Origin of the sequence: Nocardioides eburneiflavus (assembly GCF_004785795.1) — a bacterium.
Classification (GTDB): domain Bacteria; phylum Actinomycetota; class Actinomycetes; order Propionibacteriales; family Nocardioidaceae; genus Nocardioides; species Nocardioides eburneiflavus.
In genome coordinates, this window is record NZ_SRRO01000001.1 from 4,756,504 (window position 1) to 4,782,243 (window position 25,740).

Sequence of the window (25,740 nt, forward strand, 5' to 3'; positions counted from 1 at the left end):
CAGAGACTCACTGGCAAGGGTGCCGTCAGCGGGGCTGGCCGGCCGACCGCTCGGCTTCCTGCTTGAGCGCAGCGAGGCCCTTCTCGAAGTCGCCGCCGATGGCCTTGTCGAAGAAGAGCCTGCCGGCGAGGGACATGACGGCGCTGCGCGAGCCGGTCATCGTCCAGGTGACCTCGGTGACGTCGGCGGCGTCGCCGAAGGCAGCGAGGGTGAAGGTCGTGATGTTGGTGGCCTTGAATGGCTTCAGGAACTCCAGGTCGACCACGACGGCGGCCGGTGTGGACGCGGTGATCCGCATCTCGCCCTCACCGGCCTTCCTGTTGCCAGACCAGTGGTACGTCGACCCGACCCCGTGGTCCGGGCCTGAGTACTCGCGGGTGAGGTCGGGATCGACGCCCTCCCAGGGCGACCACTTGCGCCACTCCCGGAAGTCGTCGATCAGTGCGTGAACGGAGCCTGCGTCCGCGTGGATGCGGGTGCTGCGGGAGAGAGAGAAGTCGGCCATCCCGCGACCCTAGATCGTGGCCGCCCGGACGACGAGCACGTCCGGCAGGTCCTTGTGGATCTCACGCCAGGTCGCACCCTCGTCCGGCGACGCCCAGACACCGCCGTTGCGACCGCCGAAGTACAGGCCGGCCTCGTCGTGGTCGTCGACGCACATCGCGTCGCGCATGACCGCCGTGAAGTAGCCGTCCGGGAGCGCCCCCTCGCCGAGGGGCTCCCACGAGGATCCGGCGTCAGTCGTGCGGTAGACCCGGGCCTTGCCGTCCACGGGCCAGCGGGCCTCGGCTCCGGTGATCGGGAAGTTGTACGCCGTGTCGGCGCGGTGCGGATGGGCGACCATGGCGAAGCCGAACTCCGTCGGGAGGCCGGGGGCGATGTCCTGCCAGGACGCCCCGCCGTCATCGGAGCGGTAGACCCCACCGTGGTTCTGCAGGTAGAGACGTTCGGGGTCGACGGCGTCACGGGCCACCTTGTGCACGCACTGGCCGAACTCGGGGTAGTTGCGCTCCCCCGGGAAGAACTCGGCCTTCACACCGGTGTTCGACGGCGACCAGGACTCCCCACCGTCGCTGGTGACGTACACCCCGCCGGTCGAGAGCGCCGCGAGCACGCGCGAGGGGTCCGACGGGTGCGGCAGGACCGTGTGGAACGCCTGGCCGCCGAACCCCTCGTTCCACTCCTCCCGGTGCGGGTGGTCCCACAGCCCACGCACGAGCGAGAAGGTCTCGCCCCGGTCGGTCGAACGGAAGACGGCGCCGGGCTCGGTGCCGGCCCACACCACGTCGTCGTCGCCGTCGGCCGAGGGTCCGGGCTGCAGCTGCCAGACCCGCGCGAGCGTGGCGCCGGTGTCCTCGGGGAAGCGGACCGCGCCGTTGGGGGTCTCGTCCCACGTGGCACCGAGGTCGTCCGAACGCCAGACCTGCGGGCCGAGCCAGCTCGACGACGCTCCGGCAAGCAGGCGAGGTGCCGTGCCGCGGGTGTCGATCATGACGGAGTAGACCTCCTCCATCGGGAAGTGCGGCCCGGTCCACTCCCACGACGAGCGGGCCTCGTCGGAGGTCCCGAGCCACATGCCCTTGCGGGTTCCGACCATGAGCAGCGTGCGCGACATCCGTGGGCCTCCTGGCGCTCGAGGTACGAGACTATTCCGATTAGGAACACTACTCTCGGTGGGAGATGAGTCAAGACATCCCGGTCACGGGCTACGCGATCCTCGGCCTCCTCACGTTCGGCGACGAGCTGACGGGGTACGAGATCAAGCAGCGCGCCGACGTCACCCTCCGCTTCTACTGGGTGTCGCCCGCGATGAGCCAGATCTACACGGAGCTGCGCCGCTTGGCCGAGCATGGCCTCGTACGGGCCGACTCCCGCTCCGACGGCGGACGTGACGTGACGTCGTACGCCATCACCCCGGCCGGGCAGGACGCCCTGAAGCGCTGGATGGACGACACCCCGGCGGGCTTCCCGGTCCTCAAGCACCCCGTCCTGCTCCGCCTGCTCGTCGGCCATGCGACGGAGCCCGAGCAGTCGCGGCGGATGCTGCACGACTACCTCCGCGAGCTCGACGCTGCCCTGCACGACCTCGGCGAGGTCCGCGAGTCGTTGCGTGGTGCGGACGGACGCGGTGAGCCCTTCCGGTTCCCGTCGCTGGTCGCGGACTGGGGCCTCGACTACTTCGCGGCGGAGGCGCGCCACGCCCGGCGCGCCCTCGAGAGCCTTGACGAGACCGGCGACGAGACTGAGCGCGCGTCTGAATAGGCTGACGCGGTGACCACTCGAGCCCGCAGGGACCTGCTGGGCCCCGTCGGCCTGGTCCTCGGCGGCATCCTCTCGGTCCAGGTCGGGGCCGCGATCGCCAAGGGGCTCTTCGGCGAGATCTCCCCCACCGCGATGGTCTGGCTGCGCCTGGCCACCAGCGCCATCGTCCTGGGTGCCGTCGTCCAACCACGCATGCGCGGCCGGACCCGACAGGACTGGCTGGTCGTCCTCGGCTTCGGCACCAGCCTGGCCACCATGAACTGGGCCATCTACCAGTCCTTCTCCCGCATCCCGCTGGGCATCGCGGTGACCATCGAGTTCATCGGCCCACTCACGCTGGCAGTCCTGGGGTCGCGACGCGTGCGGGACCTGCTGTGGGTGCTGCTCGCGGGCGTCGGCGTCGCGTTCCTCGGGTTCCAGCGCACCGGGCTCGACCCCGCCGGCGTGCTGTACGCCCTGCTTGCCGGTGCGGCCTGGGCGGCGTACATCCTGCTCAGCGCGAGCACCGGACGGCGCTGGGACGGGTTCGACGGACTCGCGGTTGCGAGCATCGTCGCCGCCTTCGCGATGACGCTGCCGGCGCTGCTGACGGCCGGTACGTCGCTCTGGGACGGCCGCATCCTCCTCATCGGCGCGCTCGTCGGCCTGCTCAGCTCGGTCATCCCCTACAGCTGCGAGCTCGTGGCGCTGCGCAGCCTGCGGCCCGCGGTCTTCGGGATCCTGATGAGCCTCGAGCCGGCCGCGGCGGCACTGGCCGCGATCGTCGTGCTCCAGGAGCACCTGTCGCCGGTGCAGTGGCTCGCCATCGCGTGCGTCGTGGTGGCATCGATCGGGGCGACCCGGTCGGGGGCGGGGCCCGGGGAGGCGCCCGGCCACCACGACGACGAGCGTTCGACCGCACCCGGCACACTGGCGACATGAGCAGGGTCGACGGGAGATGGCGCGCGGCGCTCGGATCGCTCGCCCTCACGCTGGCCGTCTCCGGCTGCGCGAGCGACTCCGCGGAACCGATCCCGCGGGTCACCCAGCCGACCGACCTGCCCAGCCAGCCGACACCCAGCGAGACGACACCCGACCCGCCCACGGGCGCCCGCGACCCGGAAGTGGTCGACGTCCTCGCCGAGCGCCTCGAGGTGCCGTGGGGCGTCGACTTCCTCCCCGACGGCGCGGCCGTGGTCACCGAGCGCATCTCCGGCCGCGTCCTGCGCGTCCCCCCCGACGGCCGCGTCAGCGTCCTCGGCGCGATCACCGCGGCGGTCCCCCAGGGCGAGGCCGGACTGCTCGGCACCGCCGTGTCCCCCGACTTCGCCACCGACCGGACACTGTTCTTCTACCTCACCACGGGCTCCGACAACCGGGTGCTCAGGGCCCGGCTCGAGGGTTCGCGGCTCGGCGCGAGCAGCGTCGTCCTCGACGGCATCCCGGCGGGCTTCATCCACGACGGCGGACGCATCGCGTTCGGCCCTGACGGCCACCTCTACGTGACCACCGGCGAGACGGGGAACCCCGAGCTGGCCCAGGACCCCGCCAGCCTGGCCGGGAAGATCCTGCGGATCACCGCCGACGGCGAGCCCGCTCCCGGCAACCCCGACCCCGGCTCCCCCGTCTGGTCGCTCGGCCACCGCAACGTCCAGGGCCTGGCGTGGGACGACGAGGGCCGGCTGTGGGCCTCCGAGTTCGGCGACTCCGCTTGGGACGAGCTCAACCTCATCGAGAAGGGCGGCAACTACGGCTGGCCCCGCGTCGAGGGCACGGGCGGCGGCCCGGACTTCGTCGACCCCCAGCTCGTGTGGCCTGTCGAGCAGGCCTCGCCGAGCGGGCTGGCGTACGCAGGCGGACACCTCTGGATGGCCGGCCTCCGCGGCCAGCGGCTGTGGCGGATCCGGGTCTCGGCCGACGGTGGGGCGACCCGACCGCAGGCGTACTTCACCGAGGAGTACGGCCGGCTGCGCACGGTGGCCGCGGCGCCGGACAGCCTGCTCTGGCTGACCACCTCGAACCGGGACGGCCGCGGCACCCCCACCCCGGACGACGACCGGATCATCCGGGTCCGGCCCTGAGCCCTCAGCCCGGACGTACGACCGCGCGCCGGGCCGCGCGACGCAGGGTGGTGAGGATCGCCGGGCCGAGGACGACGATCGCGACGGCGGTGGTGATCGCGCGTCCCGTGTCCCAGCCGCCGGTCGAGGTCAGCAACGTGTAGACGAGGAAGCGGTGCGCGTTCTCGAGCACCGGCGCGCCGGCGACGTACGCCAGTGAGCCCTCGTGGCCGGGCACCACGATGCCGAGCGCGAACGGCCACGAGCTGAGGTTCATCAGCAGGCCGTAGAGGTAGGAGGCGACGACCGCGTAGGCGGCCAGCATCGCGATCTCCGCCCGACCGCCGACCCGGCGCGGCAGCAGCCCCGCGCCCATCCCCACCCACGCCGCGCAGATCATCTGGAAGGGCAGCCACGGCCCGACGCCCGCCGCGAGGAGGGCCGAGGCGAACAATGACGTGCAGCCGAGCGCGAAGCCGAAGCCGGCCCCGAACACGCGGCCGCCCAGGACCAGCAGGAAGAACACCAGCTCGATGCCGGCCGTGCCCGCGCCGAGGCCGCGCATCACCGCGTTGATCGCGGACAGCACGCCGAGGACGGCCAGGACCCGCGAGTCCATGCCGCCCTCGCCCATCTCGGCCAGGACGACGACCATCACGAGCGGGAGCAGCGCCAGGAAGACGAAGGGCGGGTCCACCCGCTGGCCCGGCTGCGCCTCGAGCAGCAACGGCCAGCACAGCATCATCAGCCCGGCCGCCGACGCCAGGACGAGCACCGCGGCGGTCCGCGGGCCGATGGGGAGGGCGACGTTCACCGGGTGGCTCCGTCCAGTGCCGCCGCGACTTCCTCGACGACCAGCCACGGCGCGCCGAGCACCTTGGTGACCTGCGGTGCGAAGGCCGGCGACTCCGCCAGCACACGACGGGGAGGTCCGCTGGAGACGACCTCGCCCTCGGCCATCACGACGACCTCGTCCGCGACGTGCGCGGCGAACTCGACGTCGTGCGTGGCGAGCAGGACCGCGTGGCCGTCGGCGGTCAGGTCGGCGACGATCCGCGCCAGCTCCGCCTTGCCGGCGTAGTCCAGGCCGCGGGTCGGCTCGTCGAGGAGCACCACCGGGGGCCGCGCGGTGAGCACGACCGACAGCGCGAGTGCCAGGCGCTGGCCCTCGGAGAGGTCGCGCGGGTGGAGGCCGTCCTCGATGCCCGGGGCGAGGCGGCCGAGGAGGCCGCGGCAGGTGCCGGTGTCGACCTCGGCCCCGACGTCGGCCGCGGCGCACTCGTCGGCGACCGTCTCGAGGTAGAGCAGGTCGGCCGCGGTCTGCGGGACCAGGCCGACGTGCATACGCCGCTGGGCGGGTGCGAGCTCCGCGGGATCGCTCCCGGCGACCTCGATCGAGCCGGAGCGGCGCCGCCCGGAGCCCTGGAGCGCCCAGATCAGGCTCGACTTCCCCGAGCCGTTGCGTCCCATCAGCACGGTCGTGCGGCCGCGCGACAGGGTCAGGTCGACGCCCCGGACGGCGACGTGTCGCCCGCGCACGACCGTGACCCCGCGGGCCACCATCACCGCCTGCGGGCCGGGCGCGCCGGCCGCCTCGACCGGCCCGGGGGCGGGCAGGTCCGGGAGCGTACGGGCGTGGCGGCGGGCGTCGCGCACCGTGAGCGGGAGGGGCTGCCACCCGGCGAGCCGACCGAGCTCGACCAGCGGAGGCGCGACGGGCGAGTCGGCGAGCACCGACCTCGGGTCGCCGACCCGTACGCCGCCCTCGCCCGTGACCAGGCAGATCCGGTCGGCGAACGGCACCACCCGCTCCAGTCGGTGCTCGGCGAGCAGGACGGTCAGGCCCAGGTCGTGCACGAGGCGCGTGATCGTCGCCAGGACATCCTCCGCGGCCGTCGGGTCGAGCGCCGAGGTCGGCTCGTCGAGCACCAGCACCCGCGGGTGGGTGGTGAGCACGGCACCGATCGCGACCCGCTGCTGCTGGCCGCCGGAGAGCGTGCGCAGGTCCCGCGCACGCAGGTCGGCGATCCCGAGCAGGTCGAGGGTCTCCTCCACGCGCCGCCGCATGGTCTCGGGCGCGGTGCCCAGCTGCTCCATCCCGTAGGCGAGCTCCTCCTCGACGGTGTCGGCGACGAACCCCGCCAGCGGGTCCTGGCTCACGTAGCCGACCAGGTGGGCGCGCTCGCGCGGCGGCTGCGCGACGATGCTCCGCCCCTCGAGCAGCACGTCGCCGGTCAGCACGCCGCCGGTGAACCGGGGCACGAGGCCGGTGACCACGCCGAGGAGCGTCGACTTGCCCACGCCCGTACGGCCGGACACGAGCACCAGCTCCCCCTCGTCGAGGGTGAGGTCGACCCGGTCGAGCACGACCTGCTCGTCGTAGTGGAAGCCGATCCCGCGCAGCTCGATCATGCGATCGCCTCCCGGCGGACCGGGGCGCTCGCCGGGACCGGCGTCGCGAATGCAGGCAGGGTGCCGATCACGCCGAGCAGCAGCGCCAGCGGCGAGAGGTACGGGACGACGTCGACGCCGGGGTGGGCGACGACGACCTGGGTGTGGGCGAGGTACCAGCCCAGCACCGCGACGAGCACGCCCACGCCCGTGGTGAGCAGCTCGGGCCCGCGCCACGGGTCGGGGCGGTAGCGGGTGCGCGGCACGCGACGTCCCGCGCTGAGCAGGCCGACCACCGCGACGACCACGCCCGCGCCCAGCATCGGGAGCGCCAGGACGCGGGGCGCGGTGGGGTCGAGCCAGGCGTACGTGCCGACGCAGATGCCGGTGAGGGCGAGGAGCAGCAGCGACCCGGTCACCCACCGTTCGCGGGTCGACGCACCGCCGGAGCGGCCGTAGCCGCGGGTGTCCATGCCCGCGGCGAGCGCCAGGGACCGCTCGAGCGCGTCCTCGAGGACGGGGACGAGGAACCGACGCAGCCGGCCGGCCCCTGTCGTGGTCCCGCCCCTCAGCGCCTGAGCGGCGCGCACGCGGCGCGCGCTGTCGGCCAGCTGGGGGAAGATCGTCACGGCCACCACGAGCGCGGTGCCGATCTCGTAGAGCGCCGGCGGCACCGAGGCGAGCAGGCGCTTGGGGTTCGCGAGCGAGTTGGCGGCGCCGACGCAGAGGATCACCGCAGCCAGCCGCAGCCCGTCGTACAGCCCGGCCAGCAGCGCCTCGCTGGTCACCGGGCCGAGCAGCCGGACCCCGGCCGCCCACGCAGGCAGCGGGATCTCCGGGAGGTCGACGAGCACGTGGCCGACCTGCTGCCCGCCGAACAGGATGCGGAACACCACCCGCAGCACGACCGTGACGGCCGCGAGGAGTGCGTAGAGCCGGAACGAGCGGCCGAACGGGTGGCCCGACCGGCGAGCCATGACGACCAGCGTCGCGGACCCCATCACCAGCACGAGCAGCAGCGGGTTGGTGGTGAGCGACGCAGCGGTGGCCAGACCGACCGCCCAGGCCCACCAGGCCAGAGGGTGCAGGTCACGTGCCAGGCCGGGACGGGTCGTCCCGGGACGAGTCGTCGCCGAGTCGGTCACGACGCGCCGGGCTCCCGCCGACGACGGGCCACGAGTGCGCTCACCGCGACGGCTGCGCCCAGCAGGCCGAGGGCTCCCCAGGTCACGGCCGCCGGGACCTTCGTCGGTCCGTCGGCGGCCGGCTGACCGGCGGCCGGGACGTCGCTTGCCGTTGAGTCTCCAGGAGACTCACGGGTCTCCGCGGCGGGGTCGTCCGGGTCGCTTGCCGGTGAGTCTCCAGGAGACTCACGGTCGTCGGACCCCTTCTTGTTGCGCCCGCCCGAGCCGGCCGGGGACCTTGAGTCTCCAGGAGACTCACTGGCAAGGGGCGACTCGGACGGGGTGCCGGAGGCCGACGCCGAGGGGCTCGACGACGGGGACGACGACTCGGGGCTGTCGTCGCTCGAGGGGGACGGGCTCGACGGGGAGCCACCGCGCGGCCCGCCACCGGACCCACCGCCGCTCGAGGGAGAGGAGGACGGAGAGGAGGACGGAGAGGAGGACGGAGAACTGGTCGGCGCGGAGGACGGCGACGACGACGGCGCAGGGGTCGCGACCGGCGGGGCGACGCCGGGAGGTACGGCGTTGCCGCTGCCCTGCTTCCACGCCCAGCCGACCGAGCCGCCGGCCGGGACCGTCAGGGAGCCCGAGCTGTACGACGAGTAGGTCCACGATCCCGACGTCCCGTCGGACCACCACAGGCCCCAGTACGCGTCGGGGGGCGAGGTGTTGACGCAGGGGTCGCTTGCAGGGACGCCGTTGACGCGACACACGAACCCGGGCTGGCGCTGGGCGTAGTCGAGGCTCACGCCCACCGACGCGACGATCGCCGTGGCGCTCTTGCCTCCGCCGTCGGCGGCGCAGGCGGTGAACGCTGGGCCGCCGAGCTCGCGGTAGTCGACGACCACGCTGACGCCGCCGCCGGAGGTGCAGGTGGCCGCTCCGGCGGCGGGCAGGACCGTGGTCGGCCCGAGGCCGAGCACCACGGCGGCACCGACGAGGCCGGCGGCCACGGACGCGGCCACCCGCCGAGCCCCGGCTCCCATCGTCATCACTTTCGACGCAGCCAGAACTTCGTGGTCACGGGCTCGGCACCGCGCACGGTCTGCGTGGCCACGACACGCATCCGCTTCTTCCCGAGGACGGCACGCGCGGGCTTGGTGAGCCGGAGCGTGACCCTGGCGGTCCTGCCGGGCTCGACCGAGTACGCCGACTTCGCCACGACCAGCCTGGCCAGGGTGCCGTCGGCGCGCTCGACCTTGCCGGCCGTGCGGACCTTCAGCTTGCCGGCGCAGGCCACAACGCCGTCGCAGGCGACGGCGACCTTGAAGCGGTCGTTGCGGCCGACCTTCTCGACCTTCGCGACTGCCAGGTCGCCGACGACCGGGGAGGGCGCGACCGGCGCGACCGGCGTGGCCGTCGCAGCGGTGGTCGCGGTGGTGGCGGTGGCAGACCCGGTGAGCGTCGTGACCCGGAACGTGTGCGCCAGAGCGCCGGCGGGCAACGTGAACGTGACGGGCACGACCGAGCCGGTGCCGGTCACCGGCGTGGCCCGACCCCCGAGGCTGACGCAGGCGGGCTCGCCGGCGCCCAGGCCGGCGACGCTGACCGTGACCGTGCTCTTCTCGACGGCGGTGGCCGGAGCCGACAGGCTGACCTCGCTGCCGGCCGGGACGTGGGCCAGCGCCGGGAGTGCCTGCGCGGTCGCCCGGCGCGCCAGCTCGCGGAGCGGCACGGAGAACGATCCCGCGGTGCGGGCGGTCGTCAGGTCGGCGGGCTTGTAGGCGACCGCGCCGTTGTCGGCCGACAGCACGCTCGCGCACGGTGCGAGGTCGGCGACCTGGACTCCGCGGAGCCACGCGGCGGCCTTCGTCGCGGCGCCGTCGTGGCCGGCCACGGCGAGTGCCCAGCCGGCCAGTCCGGTGGTGTTGGAGTTGATGCCGAGGGCGCCGGCGCTGAACGACCCGTCGGCAGCCTGCTGGGACCGCAGCCAGCTCGCTGCCAGGTGGGCGGCGCCCCTGGCCGTGGTCGAGGCCTCGGGGGTCCCGAGGATGTTGATGACGGCGAGCGCGGTCGTGTCGACCTCGCCCGTGTCGGTCTGGGGGTCGCAGCCCTGGTCCGTGGCGGTCTTGTCCACGGTGAGGGCGGCGCGGAAGAAGCCGGCGTTGCACTGCTGCTCGAGCAGGAAGGCGGTGGCATCGCCCGCTCGTGGTGAGCCGGCGTGCGTGAGGGCACGCACGGCGAAGGACTGAGAGATCACGTTGACGAAGTCAGCGTCGAAGGGGTCGGCCGGGTCGACTCCGGCGTCCTGGAGTCGGCCGGTCACAGGCGCCTCGGAGGACACCAGTCCCTCGAGGCGATCGACCTGGTCGGTCCCGTTGTAGGACTCCGGGTTCCGGTCAGCCGCCTGCACGACGGCGACCATCTTGGCCACGCTGCCGGCGTAGACACGGCTGGAGGGGAAGCCGGCGACCCACTTCTCCACGTCAGGCTCGATGGCGTCGACGACCTGGGTGACCGCGGCCTCGTGGCCGCCGACGACGTCGAGGGCGAAGGCGATGTCGGCGGACAGGCCGAGGTCGTCGAAGTCGTACTCCTCGTTGTGCAGCACGCCGCCGGTGAGCTGGTCCTGCAGCCAGGTGGCGCCGGCGGACACGGCGCGCTCGCCTGCCGACTGCCCGGCCGCCGCGGTGGCAGGAGCGGCGTTGACGAGGGTCGCGGTGAGGGTCGCGGTGAGGGTGACGGCGACCGTGGCGGAGGCCAACCCTGGGGTGAGCTTCATGATTTCCTCCCTCGCCGCGACAGCGAGGGAATCGGCACGTGCCGGTCCGCCTCGCTGCATTCCTCGACAGCGATGGTGATCAAGACGCGTCGAGGTGGGTGTTCCGGCTCGCACGGGATCGCTCCCGTGCCCACGGTTGCGGGTCAGCGCCGGTGTTGGACCGGCTTTCCCCAGCTCGGGCGTGTGTGGTGCCGACCCGGGCGGGTGCGGCCTGCGAAGCGTAACCCTCCCGCACCCCCGGACGCACTCCGGCCCGGCGTCTCGGGACGCCGGGCCGGAGTGGTGTGTGGCTGGTGGAGCTGGTGGGTCAGTTGCGCACGCGGATCGACGTACGTGCCTCGTCGTCCGAGGTCTTCACCAGTCCGACGCGGCGCTGGTTGCCCGTCGGCAGCTGGAGCTTGCGGACGATCTTGTCTCCGGACTTCTTGCCCTTCACGCGCACGAAGTCGCCCTTGACCTGCATGCAGGCGCTCTCGCTCGGCGCGAGGCCGTAGAGGCGGAACTGGACGCGGTCACCGGCGCGGGCCTCCTTGCGCACCGACACGATGCGGAGCTTGTCCTTGCTGGCGGGGGCGAACTGCAGGCCCAGGATCGCCTGCGCGGTGGCACGGCGCCACTCGTCACGGCCGTCGGCGGGGATGCCGCTGGTCTTGGACGCGGTGACCCGGTCCGGGCGGAAGGCCACCGCACCGGTGTCCTTGGTCAGCGCGGTGCGGCAGCGGTACTTGTCGACCGGCTGGTTCCTGCGGACCCAGAGCGCCGCCTTGAGGGCCGCGTCGCGGTTCTTCAGCAGGCCCATCGCGTAGCCGCCGACGGCGGTCGTGTTGGTGTTGATCTGCGCCCCCTGCCCCGCGCTGCGGATCGCGCCACTGCGGCGCTGGCGCGCGTCCAGCCAGGCGCCGGCCTTGGCGAGGGCGGTCGTCACGGCCGCGCTCTTGTCGCCCGACTCGACCAGGTTGATCACCGCGAGCGCGGTGGCGTCCGGGTCTGCCTCGCTGCCGGCGACGCCGTCGGTGCATGCCTGGCTGGGCACGTCGGCCTTGTCGAAGTTGAGCCGGAACGCACCCGACGCGCACTGCTGCTTGAGCAGGAAGTCGCGCGCCGCACCCGCCTCGGCGGAGTTGGCCAGCGACAGCGCGCGCACGGCGTAGGACTGGCCCACCACGTTGGCGTAGTTGCCGAACTCGGACTTGTCGAAGATCCGGCCCGCGATGGCGGCGGCCTGCGGCTCGGCCGCCGGGTCGGCCGGCACGTTGGCCGTGCGCTCCTCGAGGCGGGTGATCAGGTTGACACCGCCGTAGCTGGTCGGGTTCTTCTTGGCCGTGCGGGCGAAGGCGGCTGCCTTGGCCAGCGGGCCGGCGTAGCTCTCCTTGGTCCCGTCACCGACGTAGTCGGCGATGCGGGGCTCCAGGGCGTTGTTGATCGCCGTCACCGTCGCACCTTGGCGAGCGACGGTCGACACGGCCATGCCGGTGTCGATGGTGAGCCCGAAGTCGGGGCCGGAGGTGCCCATCATCAGGCCGTTGGTGAGCTCGTCGGAGATCCACTCCGCCGCGATCGTGGAGGGCGTGCTGTCGGTGGCGGCCGCGGCCTTGGCCGCGCGCAGCGCGGGCGACGGCTCCGCGGAGGCGGGCGGAGCGGCGAGCACGCCGACCCCGAGCGCCGCGGTCGACAGGGCGACGGCGGCCGTACGGATGGGTCGAATGCGATGGTGCATGACTTCCTTCCCGCTCGCCGGGACGGTCACGACCGCATGCCGCGGCCGACCTGTTCCCCCGATGGTGCGAGCGTTGGTTGGTGATGTGACCAATGTGACGCGCGAGCAGCCTAACAAGTTGTCTAGACCGCGCCCCGGTCGCATCTCCCGACCAAAGTAGGGGTCAGGCGAGCTTCTCCAGGATCAGCTCCCGCACCCGGCCGGCGTCGGCCTGCCCGCGCATCTCCTTCATCACCGCACCGATGAGCGCTCCGGCCGCGGCGACCTTGCCGTCGCGGATCTTGTCGGCGACGTCGGGGTTGGCCGCGATCGCGTTGTCGACGGCCGCGCCGAGTGCGCCGTCGTCGGACACGACCGCGAGGCCACGCTTCTCCACGACCTCGTCGGGCGTGCCCTCGCCGGCGAGGACGCCCTCGAAGACCTGGCGGGCGAGCTTGTCGTTGACGACCTTCTCGTCGACCAGCGCCTGGATCCGGGCGACGTCGGCAGGCGTGATCGGCAGGTCGACGAGGTCGATCCCGTCCTCGTTGCTGCGTCGCGCCAGCTCGCCGAGCCACCACTTGCGGGCGGCCTGGGGGGCAGCGCCCGCGGCGATGGTCTCCTCGACCAGCCCGAGTGCGCCCGCGCCGACCGTGTCGCGCATCTCCATGTCCGTGAAGCCCCACACGGCCTGCAACCGCGCCCGGCGTACGGTCGGGTTCTCCGGCAGCGTGCCGCGCAGCTCCTCGACCCACTCGCGGCTCGGTGCGACCGGCACCAGGTCCGGCTCGGGGAAGTAGCGGTAGTCCTCCGCGTCGGACTTCACCCGGCCGCTCGTGGTGATCCCGGTGTCCTCGTGCCAGTGGCGGGTCTCCTGAAGGATCGTGCCGCCGCCGCTCAGGATCGCCGCGTGCCGCTGCATCTCGAAGCGCACCGCCCGCTCGACGGAGCGGAACGAGTTGACGTTCTTGGTCTCGGTGCGGGTGCCGAGGGTGCCGCTGCCCTTGGGCGCGAGCGACAGGTTCACGTCGGCGCGCAGGTTGCCCTGGTCCATCCGGGCCTCGGAGACGCCGAGAGCGACGATCAGCTCGCGCAGCTGCGCGACGTAGGCCTTGGCCACCTCGGGTGCCTTCTCCCCCGCGCCGAGGATCGGGCGGGTGACGATCTCGATGAGCGGGATGCCGGCGCGGTTGTAGTCGACCAGCGAGTAGTCGGCGCCGTGGATGCGACCGGTGGCGCCGCCGACATGCAGCGACTTGCCGGTGTCCTCCTCCATGTGGGCGCGCTCGATCTCGACGCGGTAGGTCTCGCCCTCCCCGTCCTCGGTCGGCACCGTGACGTCCATCCAGCCGTCGAAGGCGATGGGCTCGTCGTACTGCGAGGTCTGGAAGTTCTTCGGCATGTCCGGGTAGAAGTAGTTCTTCCGGGCGAACCGGCACCACTCGGCGATGTCGCAGTTGAGCGCGAGGCCGATGCGGATGGCCGACTCGACGGCCTTGCCGTTGACGACCGGCATCGCGCCGGGCAGGCCCAGGCAGGTCGGGCACACGCCGGCGTTGGGCTCGCCGCCGAAGGTGGCCGGGCAGCCGCAGAACATCTTCGAGGCGGTGTTGAGCTCGACGTGCACCTCGAGGCCGAGGGCCGGGTCGTACGCCGCCAGCACCTCGTCGAAGGGCATCAGGGTCGTGTCGGTCGTGGGGGCGGTCATCACTCGGTCTCCAGTCCGGGGGCGCGGTCGAGCAGCGGGCCGCCCCACTGCTCGGCGTAGATGGCCTCGAGGGCGGCACCGACGCGGTAGACGCGGTCGTCGGCGAGCGCGGGCGCGAGCACCTGGAAGCCGCTGGGCAGGCCGTCCTCGTCGGCGAGGCCGTTGGGGACCGAGATCCCGGGCACGCCGGCGAGGTTGGCGGGGATGGTGGCGAGGTCGTTGAGGTACATCGCGATCGGGTCGTCGAGCTTCTCCCCCAGCCGGAACGCCGTGGTCGGCGCGGTCGGCGAGACGAGGACGTCCACACTGGCGAAGGCGGCGTCGAAGTCGCGGCTGATCAGCGTACGGATCTTCTGTGCCTGACCGTAGTAGGCGTCGTAGTAGCCGCTGGAGAGGGCGTAGGTGCCGAGGATGATGCGGCGCTTGACCTCGTCGCCGAACCCGGCGTCGCGGGTGGCGCGCATCACGTCCTCGGCGCTCGGGCTGCCCTCGGGGGTCACCCGCAGGCCGAAGCGCATCGCGTCGAACTTCGCGAGGTTGCTCGACGCCTCCGCCGGCAGGATCAGGTAGTAGGCGGCGAGCGCGTGCACGAACGACGGGCACGACACCTCGACGACCTCGGCGCCGGCCTTGACCAGCAGGTCGACGGACTCCTGGAAGCGGGCCATCACGCCGGGCTGCCAGCCGTCGCCTGCGAGCTCGGTGATGACACCGACCTTCACGCCGGTCATGTCGCCGGTCGAGCCTGCCCGCGCGGCCTCGGTGAAGGAGGGCCACTCCTGGGCGATGGAGGTGGAGTCGCGCGGGTCGTGGCCGCCGATGACGTCGTGCAGCATCGCCGCGTCGAGCACCGTGCGGGTGACCGGGCCGGCCTGGTCGAGGCTGTTGGCGAGGGCCACGAGGCCGTAGCGGGAGACTCCGCCGTAGGTCGGCTTCACGCCGACGGTGCCGGTGACCGCGCCGGGCTGGCGGATCGAGCCGCCGGTGTCGGTGCCGATCGCGAGGGGCGCCTCGAAGGCCGCCACCGCAGCCGCCGAGCCACCGCCGGAGCCGCCGGGGATCCGGTCGAGGTCCCACGGGTTGCGGGTCGGGCCGTAGGCGGAGTGCTCGGTGGAGGAACCCATCGCGAACTCGTCCATGTTGGTCTTGCCGAGGATCGGCAGCCCCGCCTCGCGCAGTCGGGTCACGACGGTCGCGTCGTAGGGCGGGATCCAGCCCTCGAGGATCTTCGAGCCGCAGGTCGTCGGCAGCCCACGGGTGGCGAGCACGTCCTTGACCGCGATCGGCACGCCGTCGAGCGGGCCACGGACCTCGCCGCGGGCACGACGGGCGTCGGACTCGGCGGCGTCGGCGAGCGCGCCCTCGCGGTCGACGTGGAGGAACGCGTGGACACCCCGTCCGTCGGGGCGGGCGTCGACCGCGTCGATGCGGTCGAGGTGGGCCTCGGTGAGCTGCACCGAGGTCACGTCGCCGGCGGCGAGGGCGTCGGCGAGGGCGGCAGCGGTGCTGCGGGTGATCTCGGACATCAGGCCTCCTCGCCCAGGATCCGCGGCACGGAGAAGCGCTGCTCCTCCACCTCGGGGGCGCCGGCGAGCGCCTCCTCGGCCGTGAGGCCGGGCACCACGACGTCCTCGCGGAACACGTTGGTCAGCGGGATCGGGTGCGACGTGGGCGGCACGTCGTCCCCGGCGACACCGGTGATGGAGGCGACGGAGTCGAGGATGACGCTCAGCTGGGGCGCCAGGTGGTCGAGCTCGGCGTCGGAGAGGTCGATGCGGGCGAGCGTGGCCAGGTGGGCCACCTCGTCGCGGGTGATCTCGGGCATGCGGGCAATCCTAGGTCCACGCCACGTCCGGTCCCGACGCCGGTCGGGAGCCGGTCGGGAGCCGGTCGGGAACAGCGTCCGGATCGTCCCGGGCTGTCGGGATCACCGCCTCGTGTGCCGGGATCGGTGTCGGCCGGATCGTCGGCCCCATGAGGATCAGGTGGGAGATCATGAGGGCGGGGACGGCCGTCGTCGGGGTGCTGCTCGCGCTGGGGATCGCGGGGTGCGGGTCGCCCGCGGCGCGCACCGTGCCGGCCGTGGCCACGAGCGCTCCGCTCCCGCACCCGGCGGGGTCCGGGGCCGACGATCCCGGGCAGGACGAGCATGACGAGCAGGAGGAGACCGTCGCCGGGCCGCGCGGCTCCGAGGACTGGCGGATCTCGCGGCCTGCGCACCGCGGCGAGCTGGCGGCGTACACGACCCGCGCGAGCGGGCGTCCCGGCACGCGGGTCGGGCTCAAGGTCTCGACCACCGAGGGCGGGTGGGAGGCCGCGGTCTTCCGGATCGGCTCGTACGCCGGCGGGACCGGCGCGTTCGTGTGGGAGTCGGGATTCCGGCGCGGGCGGCTGCAGCCCCCGGCCCGCTTCGCGCCGCACGCGACCCGCACCGTCGTCGCCCCGTGGGCGCGGGACCTCACGGTGGACACGTCCGGCTGGGAGCCCGGGTTCTACGTCTTCCGGCTGGAGACCGACACCGGCTGGCACACCCAGGTGCCCTACGTGGTCACCTCGCCCTCCGCGGAGGGCACGGTCGCGCTCGTCGCCCCCGTGACGACGTGGCAGGCCTACAACCAGTGGGGCGGCTACAGCCTCTACGCCGGAGCGGACGGTGACCGGCGCAGCCACGTCGTCAGCTTCGACCGCCCGTACAACGGGGCCACCGGCGCCAACGACTACCGCACCGCAGCCATCCCCGTCGTCGTGCGGGCCGAGGCGACGGGTGCTCCGCTGTCCTACTTCACCAACGTGGACCTCCACACGACGCCGGGCGCGCTGGCGGGCGCCCGCGGCTACGTGTCGATGGGCCACGACGAGTACTGGACGACCACCATGCGCGAGGTCGTCCTCGCGGCCCGCGACGCCGGCACCAACCTGGCCTTCCTCGGCGCGAACACCATGTACTGGCGGGTGCGCCTCGAGGACGCCGCGTCCGGCCCGGCGCGGCTGGTCGTCGGCTACCGCCACGACGCGCACCTCGACCCGGCGTACGCCGCGGGGTCGCCCGACGCGACCGCGATGTTCCGGGAGGGGCCGGTGCCCCGGCCCGAGCACGACCTGGTCGGCATGCAGTACGAGTGCTTCCCGGTCGACACCGACTACGTCATCGCGAGCCCGCGCTGGTGGGGCTTCCGCGGCACGGGCGTACGCCGTGGTGACCGCGTCCACGGCCTGGTGGGCCCGGAGGCCGACCGCGTCTACCCCGACGACCGGCTCCCCCGCCCCCTGCAGGTCCTGGCGCACACGCCGTACTCCTGCCGCGGAGTCACCACCTCGTCGCAGTCGGTGTACTACACGACGCGGTCGGGTGCCGGGGTGTTCAACGCGGGCACGCTGCGCTGGGGGTGCGCGATGGTCGACCGCTGCGAGCGTCCGCTGGGCGCCGCCACCGCGCGCTTCGTCCGTACGGTCACCACCACGCTGGTCACCGGCTTCGCGCGGGGGCCCGTCGGGGAGCGCCACCCGGCCCACGACAACGTCGACGACTTCCCCCTCCCGACCGCCAACACGGTGTCGGCGAGTTGAGGCACGGGGCGGCGGCTTCGGCCATGATGAAGCGCATGGGCCACCCACGAGACCTGGCGGCACTCGCCGCCGCGGCGCTCACGCTGCTGGCCACGGCCGGGTGCTCCGGGGGCGGTCCGCCGGACGAGCCGGACCGGCCGCCGTCGCAGGGGGTCGCCCTGCGCGTCGAGACCGTGGCGGGCGCGGACCGCCTCGACGAGGACACCCGCGCCGAGGCCGAGGCAGCCGTCGGGGAGCTGCTGTCGGCCTACGTCGTGGACGCCTTCCTCGGCACGTTCCCGCGCCAGGAGTTCGTCCGCTCCTTCGAGTCGTTCACGAGTGTCGCCGCGCGCGACGGTGCCGGCGACATCGACGTGCTCACGGCGGCGAGCGCGCGCGACGCGACGGCCGTGCGCGCGACCGACCTCGAGGCCCGCCTGTCGTTCCTGGCCAGGGGTGGCACGGTCCACGGCAGCACCGCGACGGTGCACCTCGCCTTCGACGCGACGATGGAGGACGGATCGAGCCGCCCGCTCGTGCTCGACGGCCGCTTCCTGCTCGTCGCCGACAGCGAGGGCTGGTCGATCTTCGGCTACGACGTGGCCCTGGACGACGGCGCACCGGTCGACGCCGAGCTCGAGGACGACGCCGAGGGCGACGCCGGGGACTCAGCGACGGACGGCTCGTCGTGAGTGCCGTACGACGCCTCGTGGCGCAAATGCTGCTGCTGGCCGGCGCGGCCCTGCTCGTCCCGGCGGGCTCGGTGCACCCGACGACCCTCAGCCTCACCACCGTCACGACGGCCAAGTCGGTGGACGCCGGCGACGGCGTGCTCTGGGTGCTCGCCCTCGGCTCCGAGGCAGGTCCCGGCCAGGACGTGATGACGGGGCGCACCGACGCCATCCAGCTGATCGGGGTGAGCTGGGAGACCCGCCGGGCGGTGGCGATCGGCCTCCCCCGCGACCTGTGGGTCGAGCTGCCGAGCGGTCGCGCGCGGATCAACGAGGCGCTCGCCGAGGGCGGTCCCGACGGTGCTGCCCGGGAGGTGGACGACCTGCTCGGGATCACTCCCGATGTCGTGATGGTCACCGCCGCCGACGGCTTCCTGTCCATGATGGGCGCCGTCGGCGACGTACGGGTGGACTCGCCGATCGGCTTCACCACCGAGGAGGGCGGGGTCCGGGTGCGCCGCGGCACCAACACGCTCGACGCCCGGCAGGCCCTGGCGTACGCCACCACGCGGGAGGGCCTGCCCGCCGGCGACTTCGACCGGGCCGCCAACCACCAGCGCCTGCTGCTCGCCACGCTCGCCCGACTGCGCGCCGCGGAGGACGAGGTGGGGTTCATGGAGCGGGTCGCGCTCGCCGCGCTCGAGGGGATCGACACGGACCTGTCGCCGTCCGCCGCCTACCGCCTGGTCCAGGCGCTGACCACGATCGACCCCGCCCGCACCGACGCGTGCATCATCCGCGGTGACTTCGGGGTCGAGTTCGGCGCCGACGTCGTCTACCCGGACGAGGAGCAGGCCCGGGCGGTCGGTGCGGACGCGCGCGACGACGTACGCCTCCAGGGCGGGTGCCGCGACGGGAGCGGCTGAGGCCTGCCTCTACTGTCCGAGGCCCGCCTCGCGAGCCTTGACGATCGCCTGGGCCCGGTGGGCGACCTGGAGCTTGGTGAAGATGTTGCTGGCGTGGTTGCGCACCGTCTTGACCGACAGCCCCAGCTGTCGCGCGATCTCGCCGTTCTCGCGGCCCTCGGCGATGAGCCCCAGCACGACCCGCTCGCGGTCGGTGAGGTCCGGGAAGGCGTCGGCGACGGGCCGGCTGCGGACCCCGGCGAAGTAGGTCATCACCCGGTCGGCGATCCCCGGCCCGAAGATCACCTCGCCGGCCCCGACGGCCTGCACCGCGCGCGTGATCTCGGCGCGGCGCGCCCCCTTGAGCAGGTACCCGCGCGCGCCGGCCCGCACGGCGGCGAACACCGACTCCTCGTCCTCCATCATGGTCAGCACCAGGACCCCGATGTGCGGCGAGGACGCCACGATCTGCGCGGTCGCGTCGATGCCGTTGACGCGGGGCATGTGCAGGTCCATCAGGACGACGTCGGGCTGCAGGTCGAGAGCCAGGGCGACCGCCATCGCCCCGTCCGCGGCGGTGCCGACGACCTCGATGGCGGGGGCGGCGGCGAGGAGGGCCTCGAGTCCCTTGCGGAACGCCTCGTGGTCGTCGGCGATCAGGACCCGCTGCGTGTCCATGCCCTCACCCCTCCGTCGTCGGTCGTGACCGGCGTCAGCCGCTCGACGGTCCCGTGACCGGCAGCCGTGCCCGGACGACGGTCCCACCGCCCGGACGGTCCACCGCCTCGAAGGAACCGCCGAGCTCCTCCGCGCGCTCACGCATCGAGGACAGGCCTACACCCGGCGACCGGTCCGCGGCCAGCCCCGTGCCCGTGTCGGACACCTCGATCTCGAGGTCGTCGCCGGCGCGGCCCAGTCGTACGGTGCAGCGGGAGGCACCGCTGTGGCGGCGTGCGTTGGTCACGGCCTCGAGGACGATCCGGTAGGCCGCGACCTCCACCGCGGCGGGCAGCGGCTCGAGACCGTCCTCGGCCTCCACCGACCAGGGCACCCCGACGGGGCCAGACCCACCCGACCCGCCTGCGTGGTCCGCCGCCAGGTGTCGCAGCGCCGAGACCAGCCCGAGCTGGTCGAGCGCCGGCGGGCGCAGCCCCTCGACCAGCCGACGCACCTCGCCGATGTCCTCCCTCGCCCGCTCGGCGAGGCGGGCGACGAGGTCCGCGGCCCGGTCGGGGTCGTCGCGGATCAGGTCCGTGGCGGACTCGAGCCCCATGGCGAAGGTCGCCAGCGACGGCCCCAGTCCGTCGTGCAGGTCGCGACGCAGGCGCCGCCGCTCCTCCTCGCGGGCGGCGACCAGGCGGCGGCGCGACAGCTGCAGCTCCCGGTTGGCGGTGACGGCCTGGACGAGGGCTCCGACCTGTGCGCCGACGTCCTCCAGCAGGCGCCGGTCGCCGGGGCCGAAGGGGTCGTGTCCGGCGTCGACCTCGACGCGCAGGCGCCCCAGCGTCGATCCGCCCGCGATGAGGTCGACGGTCGCGGGTGCCCCGGCGGGATGCCCGACGGTGGCGGCGACCGGTCCGGAGGTCGAGGTCGCGAACACGTCGACAGCCGCGAAGGACAGGTGGAGCCGCCGGGCGAGCAGCTCGAGCGCCTCCCGCAGGGCCTCCTCCGGCGCCGTGAGCGCGTCGAGGCGCCGCAGCTCGGAGACGACCCGCTCGGGGAAGTCGCGGTCGCCGTACACCCACCGCCGCACGGTCCGTTGCACGGCCACACCGACGGGGAGGAGCAGCAGCGCGAGCAGCCCGCCCGCGAGCATCGACTCGACGGCGACGTCCGCGGCGAGCTCCACGGCCCGCACCACCACGGCGAAGGCGGCACCGACCACGACCAGCACCAGCGCCTGCACCAGCCCGCGCCGCACCCGGGGCTCGATCTCCTCGAGCCGGTAGCGGGCCGACGCCGCCGCCACGCAGGCCAGCACCAGCCCACCTGCGAGCAGCACCAGCAGGTCCCCCCGGACGAGCGCCCGGTCGGTCAGCAGCGCCGGCGAGGGTCCGAGGACGAGCCAGGCACCCACCCCGGCTCCGGTGCCGAGCAGTGCGAGACGTGTCGCCAGGACGTCCTCGCGGCGGCTCGCGCGCAGGTGCGCCAGCGTCGCCGCGACGAGCAGGACGGGGATCGTGGCCCACAGGGTCGGGGCGGCGACGCTCGACAGCACCTGGAGGCGGGCCGCGGGCGAGCCCGCCGCGTCGAGCCGCGGGCCCAGCGACGCGGCGTACGCGAGGAGCGGGACGGCGGCCAGCGCGGCCGTCACCCAGCGCTCACGCCCTGACGGCCGGGTCGTCAGGGAGACGGCGAGCACCAGCGCCACGAGCCCGAGCGCGGCGACCGTCTCCCCGACCGCCTGCTGCCAGGCCCCGCGCCCGAGGTCGAGGACGTCCGGACCCCACGGGGTCGAGGTCGCCGCGGCCGGCAGCAGCGCACAGGCGGTGAGGTACGCGCGCGCCGCCGCGGCCCCGGACGCCGACCAGAACACCAGCGAGCCGACGCTCAGGACCAGCACGGCGAGGAGCGGGACCACAGGTGCCGCGCGCACCGCACCCAGCACCGGGTAGGCGCCGACCGTGACGTCGACCTGCTGGATCAGGTCCAGCCCGGCGCCGGCGCGGCGGACCTCGTAGCGCACGACGTCGCCGGCCTCGAGCGCGGCCGCTCCCCCGCTGTCCACCCAGTCGGAGATCGACCTGCCGTCGACCGCCTGCACCTCGTCGCCAGGTCGCAGCGGCGTGTCACCGTACGTCGCGGCGACGCGGACCGACTCACCCCAGTGCACCGTGCCCGACGGCACCAGCCGCGAGGACAGGCTCGTGCCGTCCGACGGCGTCGCCAGGAGCGCGAGGAGGGTCCAGCAGACCGGCACCGCCCACGCCGCTGCCAGCACGAGCAGCCTGCCTCCGCGCGACATGCAGGCATCGTGCCCCTCGCCACCGGCACGGGGGAAGCGGGCGCGCTCGGCGACCTGTCAGCAGCTCGAACGCTTCTCGGCGCTCTTGCAGGTGTCGTTGCCGCCGCGACCGCGCGCGATGTCGAAGCCGGTGCCGCCGTCGAGGCGGTCGGGCTGGCGGGAGCCGGTCATCACGTCGGCGCCGCCGCGGCCGTAGATCATCGCGCGGTAGTCGGGGTGCGCGGTGATGACCTCGGAGTCGTTGCTGCCCTTGAAGATCGACAGGGCCCGGGCCGGGAGCACGATGTCGCTGAACCCGGTGATCCTGCCCTCGAGCGTGTAGGGCTGCAGGTCGCGGATGGTGGACCTCTTCTGCTGGTCGATGCGCACCGTCGGCTTGGCCAGCGGGTTGCCGTTGGGCAGCAGCCGGAGCTTGTCCTGCCCGCCGTGGCCCTTGGCGACGAAGCCGGACTCGAGCGGGATCGGGAAGGTGACGGTGTCGACACCGCTGCCGCCGCGGAAGCTCTGGTGGCTCTCCGAGGTCGAGGTGAGCACGTCGCTGCCGCTGCCGCCGACGAAGGTGTCGATGCCGACCGCCCCGGTGATGGTGTCGTCGCCGGCGTCGCCGTAGAGCCTGTCGTTGCCGGCAACGCCGGGGCTGTCGCCCACGATGGTGTCGTCGCCGCCCTGGCCGTAGAGCAGGTCGTCGCCGCCGCGGCCCAGGATCACGTCCTCGGAGTTGGTGCCCTTGATCATGTCGCCCTGCGGTGAGCCGATCACCCGGATGCCCTGGCTGTAGCCGCTGATGGTGTCGGTGCCCTCGGCGGTGATCACCGACGTCGCCGCGGCCCGGAAGTCCACGACCACCGCGGCGGGCGCGTCGGCGTAGGACAGTCCGTCCACCACGACCTTGGTCCCCTCGGTCGCGGGGCGCGGGTCGACGCCGAGGTCGATCGTGTCGTCACCGGCGCCACCGGAGATGGTGTCGCCCTTCTTCACCACCCGACCGAACTGGTCGATCCGGACCAGGTCGGCGTCACCCCAGATGCGGTCGTTGCCGTCGCCGCCGAGGATGGTGTCGGCACCGTCGCCACCGCAGATCACGTCGTTGCCGCCGACGCCGCGGATGGTGTCGTTGCCGCCCCGGCCCACGATGACGTCGCGCTGGGGAGTTCCGGTGAGGGTGTTGGCCTTGTTGTTGCCGATGATCGTGGCCTTCAGCCCGGCACACGTGGGCGCGGCCGCCTGGGCCGGAACGACCAGGCCGACCGCGGGGACGACGAGCGCCAGCCCGACGGCGGCGGAGCGAGCGAGTCTGCAAGCCGAGAGAGACATGTGACTACCTTTCAGTGGGGCACCCCGAGGACGCCTGCGCCGGTGAGACCTCCCGGTCAACCGGAAAGTTGTCCGCAGCAGGTCCCGTTCTCGACACGCCTACCCGTTGCGGGAGCCCCTACACACCTGCCGCACCACCGTCTCAGGCCAGCCCGTCCGGCCCCTTCTCCAGCAGCACCGTGAACTGCTCCTCGTCGAGCACCGGGACGCCCAGCTGCTCGGCCTTGTCGGCCTTGGAGCCGGCGTTCTCGCCGACGACGACGTAGTCGGTCTTCTTCGACACCGAGCCGGAGGCCTTGCCGCCGCGGCTGATGATGGCCTCCTTGACCGAGTCGCGGGTGTATCCCTGCAGCGAGCCGGTGGCCACGATCGTGAGGCCCTCGAGGGTCCGGGCGACCGACTCGTCGCGTACGTCGGCCATCGTGACGCCTGCCGCCGCCCACTTGTCGAGGATCGCGGTGTGCCAGCCCGACTCGTCGCCGTCGAGCCACTCACGCACCGATGCCGCGATGGTGGGCCCGACGCCCTCGGCCGCCGCGAGCTGCTCCTCGGTCGCGGCACGGATGGCCTCGACCGAGCCGAACTCCGTGGCCAGCGCACGGGCCGCCGTCGGGCCGACGTGCCGGATCGACAGCGCGACGAGCACCCGCCACAGCGGCACGTCGAGGCGGGTGGCGAGGGTGGCCAGCAGCCGCTCGCCGTTGGCGGAGAGCTCGCGTGAACCCGGTTCCTGAGGAGGCGCGCCAGCGCCGTCTCGAAGGGCCCCCTTCTTCGCGGCACGGGTGAAGAGGTCGGTGCGCATCAGCTTGTCGGCGGTCAGGTCGAAGATGTCGCCCTCGTTGTCGATCACCCCGGCGTCGAGCAGGGCGACCGCCGCCTCGGAGCCGAGGCCCTCGATGTCGAACGCGCCGCGCCCCGCGACGTGGAAGACCCGGTCGAGCACCTGGAGCCGGCACTTCTCGTGGTTGGGGCAGCGCAGGTCCTTGTCGCCCTCCTTCTGCTCGACGAGCTGGGTGCCGCAGCCGCCGATCTCGGTCGGGCACACCGTCGGCATCACCCACTCGGGCAGTCCCTCGGGGCGCAGCGCCAGCACCGGCCCGAGGATCTCGGGGATCACGTCGCCGGCCTTGCGCAGGATCACCGTGTCACCGGGCCGGACGTCCTTGCGGCGTACCTCGTGGGCGTTGTGGAGGGTGGCGCGCTCGACGGTCGAGCCGGCCACCTTGGTCGGTCGCATCACCCCGTAGGGCGTGACCCGGCCGGTGCGGCCGACGTTGACCCGGATGTCGAGGAGCTCGGTGTTGACCTCCTCGGGCGGGTACTTGAAGGCGATCGCCCAGCGGGGCGCGCGCGAGGTCGAGCCGAGCTGGCGCTGCTCGGCCACCGAGTCGACCTTGACCACGACGCCGTCGATCTCGTAGGGGACGATCGAGTGGCGGTGCTCGCCGACGTGCTCGATCCGCTCCTCGACCTCGGCCAGCGTCGAGACGACACGCACCTGCTCGGAGACCGGCAGCCCCCACGCCCGGAGGGCGTCGTACGCCGCGCTCTGGGCGGTGGGCTCGAAGCCGTCGCGCGCGCCGATGCCGTGGCAGACCATCCCGAGGTCGCGCGTGGCGGTCACGCGTGGGTCCTTCTGCCGCAGGGAGCCCGCGGCCGCGTTGCGGGGGTTGGCGAACATCGGCTTGCCCGCGTCGACCATCGCAGCGTTGAGCCGCTCGAACGCGTCGCTCGGGAGGAACACCTCGCCGCGGACCTCGACGAGGGCGGGCACCGGGTGCTCGCTCGTGCCGGTGAGGCGGTGCGGCACGGAGGCGATCGTCTTGACGTTGGGCGTGACGTCCTCGCCGGTGCGGCCGTCGCCGCGGGTGAGCGCGCGCACCAGGCGGCCGTCCTCGTAGAGCAGGTTGATGGCCAGGCCGTCGACCTTGAGCTCGCAGAGCAGCGCGGGGGCCGCGACGCCCTCGCGCCCGAGGCGGGCGTGCCAGGCCCGGAGCTCGTCGAGGTCGAAGGCGTTGTCCAGGCTCTCCATGCGCTGGAGGTGGTCGACCGCGGTGAAGTCGGTGGAGACGGCGCCGCCGACCTTCTGCGTCGGCGAGTCCGGCGTGCGGAGCTCGGGGAACTGCTCCTCGAGCGCCTCGAGCTCGCGCAGCCGGAGGTCGAAGTCGGCGTCGGAGAGCGTCGGGTCGTCGAGGACGTAGTAGCGCCAGCGGGCGTCGTCGACCTGCTCGCTCAGCTCTGCGTGGCGCTCCCGGGCGGCGGGCAGGTCGGGGGCCTCGGACGTCGTCATGGGGACAGTCTGCCGTCCCCCGCCGACACCGCGGCGGCCCGGAGGTC

At 73.5% G+C, this 25,740-nt stretch carries 21 protein-coding genes; 6 read left to right on the plus strand and 15 right to left on the minus strand.

Annotation, left to right across the window (positions count from 1 at the left end):
• Window positions 1–25: 25 nt before the first annotated feature.
• Together EXE59_RS22360 and EXE59_RS22365 are read right to left on the minus strand one after the other, a co-directional pair.
• Window positions 26–505, minus strand: a complete 480-nt coding sequence (locus EXE59_RS22360) for an SRPBCC family protein (RefSeq protein WP_135840862.1) — start codon at window positions 503–505, stop codon at window positions 26–28.
• 9 nt (window positions 506–514) lie between these two features.
• A complete protein-coding gene (locus tag EXE59_RS22365; RefSeq protein ID WP_135840863.1) occupies window positions 515–1,615 on the minus strand; it encodes a sialidase family protein in 1,101 nt (366 codons plus the stop codon).
• A 65-nt stretch (window positions 1,616–1,680) separates the two neighbouring features.
• Here EXE59_RS22365 and EXE59_RS22370 point away from each other — a divergent pair, with 65 nt between their 5' ends.
• The 3 genes from EXE59_RS22370 to EXE59_RS22380 are packed head-to-tail and all read left to right on the plus strand — an operon-like array spanning window position 1,681 to window position 4,322.
• Window positions 1,681–2,262, plus strand: a complete 582-nt coding sequence (locus tag EXE59_RS22370) for a PadR family transcriptional regulator (RefSeq protein WP_135840864.1) — start codon at window positions 1,681–1,683, stop codon at window positions 2,260–2,262.
• Window positions 2,263–2,271: 9 nt separating this feature from the next.
• A complete protein-coding gene (locus EXE59_RS22375) occupies window positions 2,272–3,183 on the plus strand; it encodes an EamA family transporter (RefSeq protein WP_135840865.1) in 912 nt (303 codons plus the stop codon).
• On the plus strand, window positions 3,180–4,322 hold the full coding sequence (locus EXE59_RS22380) for a PQQ-dependent sugar dehydrogenase (protein WP_135840866.1): 1,143 nt from the start codon (window positions 3,180–3,182) through the stop codon (window positions 4,320–4,322). The genes EXE59_RS22375 and EXE59_RS22380 overlap by 4 nt, the downstream gene beginning before the upstream one ends.
• A 4-nt stretch (window positions 4,323–4,326) precedes the next feature.
• On the opposite strand, the gene EXE59_RS22385 is transcribed toward EXE59_RS22380, so the two are convergent.
• The 9 genes from EXE59_RS22385 to gatC all read right to left on the minus strand — a co-directional run bounded on the left by EXE59_RS22385 (window position 4,327) and on the right by gatC (window position 15,827).
• Window positions 4,327–5,115: an ECF transporter S component gene (locus EXE59_RS22385; protein WP_425464526.1), complete on the minus strand. Its 789-nt coding sequence runs from the start codon at window positions 5,113–5,115 to the stop codon at window positions 4,327–4,329.
• Window positions 5,112–6,713, minus strand: coding sequence for an ABC transporter ATP-binding protein (locus EXE59_RS22390; RefSeq protein ID WP_135840867.1), 1,602 nt, complete (start codon window positions 6,711–6,713; stop codon window positions 5,112–5,114). Before EXE59_RS22390 ends, EXE59_RS22385 begins: the two co-directional genes overlap by 4 nt.
• Window positions 6,710–7,837, minus strand: a complete 1,128-nt coding sequence (locus tag EXE59_RS22395; RefSeq protein ID WP_135840868.1) for an energy-coupling factor transporter transmembrane component T family protein — start codon at window positions 7,835–7,837, stop codon at window positions 6,710–6,712. The genes EXE59_RS22390 and EXE59_RS22395 overlap by 4 nt, the downstream gene beginning before the upstream one ends.
• Window positions 7,834–8,841: a hypothetical protein gene (locus EXE59_RS22400; RefSeq protein ID WP_135840869.1), complete on the minus strand. Its 1,008-nt coding sequence runs from the start codon at window positions 8,839–8,841 to the stop codon at window positions 7,834–7,836. The genes EXE59_RS22395 and EXE59_RS22400 overlap by 4 nt, the downstream gene beginning before the upstream one ends.
• A gap of 26 nt (window positions 8,842–8,867) precedes the next feature.
• Entirely contained in the window at window positions 8,868–10,598 is a 1,731-nt protein-coding gene (locus EXE59_RS22405) for a prenyltransferase/squalene oxidase repeat-containing protein (protein WP_135840870.1), read from the minus strand.
• Between the two features lie 307 nt (window positions 10,599–10,905).
• Window positions 10,906–12,315, minus strand: coding sequence for a prenyltransferase/squalene oxidase repeat-containing protein (locus tag EXE59_RS22410; RefSeq protein WP_135840871.1), 1,410 nt, complete (start codon window positions 12,313–12,315; stop codon window positions 10,906–10,908).
• Between the two features lie 163 nt (window positions 12,316–12,478).
• Entirely contained in the window at window positions 12,479–14,002 is a 1,524-nt protein-coding gene (gatB, locus tag EXE59_RS22415; RefSeq protein WP_135840872.1) for an Asp-tRNA(Asn)/Glu-tRNA(Gln) amidotransferase subunit GatB, read from the minus strand.
• Window positions 14,002–15,528 carry an Asp-tRNA(Asn)/Glu-tRNA(Gln) amidotransferase subunit GatA gene (gatA, locus tag EXE59_RS22420; RefSeq protein ID WP_135840873.1) on the minus strand — a complete coding sequence of 509 codons (1,527 nt, stop codon included), beginning with the start codon at window positions 15,526–15,528 and terminating at the stop codon, window positions 14,002–14,004. The genes gatB and gatA overlap by 1 nt, the downstream gene beginning before the upstream one ends.
• Complete coding sequence (gene gatC, locus EXE59_RS22425; RefSeq protein WP_135840874.1) at window positions 15,528–15,827, minus strand: Asp-tRNA(Asn)/Glu-tRNA(Gln) amidotransferase subunit GatC; 300 nt, start codon at window positions 15,825–15,827, stop codon at window positions 15,528–15,530. The genes gatA and gatC overlap by 1 nt, the downstream gene beginning before the upstream one ends.
• A gap of 149 nt (window positions 15,828–15,976) precedes the next feature.
• Here gatC and EXE59_RS22430 point away from each other — a divergent pair, with 149 nt between their 5' ends.
• Genes EXE59_RS22430 through EXE59_RS22440 form a run of 3 tightly spaced genes read left to right on the plus strand, consistent with a single transcriptional unit; the run spans window position 15,977 to window position 19,145 of the window.
• Window positions 15,977–17,569, plus strand: coding sequence for a N,N-dimethylformamidase beta subunit family domain-containing protein (locus tag EXE59_RS22430; RefSeq protein ID WP_135840875.1), 1,593 nt, complete (start codon window positions 15,977–15,979; stop codon window positions 17,567–17,569).
• A gap of 35 nt (window positions 17,570–17,604) precedes the next feature.
• On the plus strand, window positions 17,605–18,240 hold the full coding sequence (locus EXE59_RS22435) for a hypothetical protein (protein WP_135840876.1): 636 nt from the start codon (window positions 17,605–17,607) through the stop codon (window positions 18,238–18,240).
• Between the two features lie 26 nt (window positions 18,241–18,266).
• Window positions 18,267–19,145, plus strand: coding sequence for an LCP family protein (locus EXE59_RS22440; protein WP_246057101.1), 879 nt, complete (start codon window positions 18,267–18,269; stop codon window positions 19,143–19,145).
• 9 nt (window positions 19,146–19,154) lie between these two features.
• Here the strand turns inward: EXE59_RS22440 and EXE59_RS22445 are convergent, their stop codons facing one another.
• The 4 genes from EXE59_RS22445 to ligA all read right to left on the minus strand — a co-directional run bounded on the left by EXE59_RS22445 (window position 19,155) and on the right by ligA (window position 25,693).
• On the minus strand, window positions 19,155–19,802 hold the full coding sequence (locus EXE59_RS22445) for a response regulator (protein ID WP_135840878.1): 648 nt from the start codon (window positions 19,800–19,802) through the stop codon (window positions 19,155–19,157).
• Between the two features lie 34 nt (window positions 19,803–19,836).
• Window positions 19,837–22,089 (minus strand): sensor histidine kinase, encoded by a 2,253-nt coding sequence (locus EXE59_RS22450; RefSeq protein WP_135840879.1) that lies wholly within the window; start codon window positions 22,087–22,089, stop codon window positions 19,837–19,839.
• A gap of 57 nt (window positions 22,090–22,146) precedes the next feature.
• Complete coding sequence (locus EXE59_RS22455) at window positions 22,147–23,403, minus strand: calcium-binding protein (protein ID WP_135840880.1); 1,257 nt, start codon at window positions 23,401–23,403, stop codon at window positions 22,147–22,149.
• A 142-nt stretch (window positions 23,404–23,545) separates the two neighbouring features.
• Entirely contained in the window at window positions 23,546–25,693 is a 2,148-nt protein-coding gene (gene ligA, locus EXE59_RS22460; RefSeq protein WP_135840881.1) for an NAD-dependent DNA ligase LigA, read from the minus strand.
• Window positions 25,694–25,740 lie beyond the last annotated feature (47 nt).

What these genes read in the sequence shown, in the direction of transcription:
- EXE59_RS22360 (WP_135840862.1), bottom strand. Translation starts at nt 505, where the DNA reads ATGGCCGACTTCTCTCTCTCCCGCAGCACCCGCATCCACGCGGACGCA.
- gatB (WP_135840872.1), bottom strand. Translation starts at nt 14,002, where the DNA reads ATGACCGCCCCCACGACCGACACGACCCTGATGCCCTTCGACGAGGTG.
- EXE59_RS22450 (WP_135840879.1), bottom strand. Translation starts at nt 22,089, where the DNA reads ATGTCGCGCGGAGGCAGGCTGCTCGTGCTGGCAGCGGCGTGGGCGGTG.
- EXE59_RS22440 (WP_246057101.1), top strand. Translation starts at nt 18,267, where the DNA reads ATGCTGCTGCTGGCCGGCGCGGCCCTGCTCGTCCCGGCGGGCTCGGTG.
- ligA (WP_135840881.1), bottom strand. Translation starts at nt 25,693, where the DNA reads ATGACGACGTCCGAGGCCCCCGACCTGCCCGCCGCCCGGGAGCGCCAC.
- EXE59_RS22430 (WP_135840875.1), top strand. Translation starts at nt 15,977, where the DNA reads ATGAGGATCAGGTGGGAGATCATGAGGGCGGGGACGGCCGTCGTCGGG.
- EXE59_RS22455 (WP_135840880.1), bottom strand. Translation starts at nt 23,403, where the DNA reads ATGTCTCTCTCGGCTTGCAGACTCGCTCGCTCCGCCGCCGTCGGGCTG.
- EXE59_RS22445 (WP_135840878.1), bottom strand. Translation starts at nt 19,802, where the DNA reads ATGGACACGCAGCGGGTCCTGATCGCCGACGACCACGAGGCGTTCCGC.
- gatA (WP_135840873.1), bottom strand. Translation starts at nt 15,528, where the DNA reads ATGTCCGAGATCACCCGCAGCACCGCTGCCGCCCTCGCCGACGCCCTC.
- EXE59_RS22405 (WP_135840870.1), bottom strand. Translation starts at nt 10,598, where the DNA reads ATGAAGCTCACCCCAGGGTTGGCCTCCGCCACGGTCGCCGTCACCCTC.
- EXE59_RS22435 (WP_135840876.1), top strand. Translation starts at nt 17,605, where the DNA reads ATGGGCCACCCACGAGACCTGGCGGCACTCGCCGCCGCGGCGCTCACG.
- EXE59_RS22380 (WP_135840866.1), top strand. Translation starts at nt 3,180, where the DNA reads ATGAGCAGGGTCGACGGGAGATGGCGCGCGGCGCTCGGATCGCTCGCC.
- gatC (WP_135840874.1), bottom strand. Translation starts at nt 15,827, where the DNA reads ATGCCCGAGATCACCCGCGACGAGGTGGCCCACCTGGCCACGCTCGCC.
- EXE59_RS22410 (WP_135840871.1), bottom strand. Translation starts at nt 12,315, where the DNA reads ATGCACCATCGCATTCGACCCATCCGTACGGCCGCCGTCGCCCTGTCG.
- EXE59_RS22370 (WP_135840864.1), top strand. Translation starts at nt 1,681, where the DNA reads ATGAGTCAAGACATCCCGGTCACGGGCTACGCGATCCTCGGCCTCCTC.
- EXE59_RS22365 (WP_135840863.1), bottom strand. Translation starts at nt 1,615, where the DNA reads ATGTCGCGCACGCTGCTCATGGTCGGAACCCGCAAGGGCATGTGGCTC.
- EXE59_RS22390 (WP_135840867.1), bottom strand. Translation starts at nt 6,713, where the DNA reads ATGATCGAGCTGCGCGGGATCGGCTTCCACTACGACGAGCAGGTCGTG.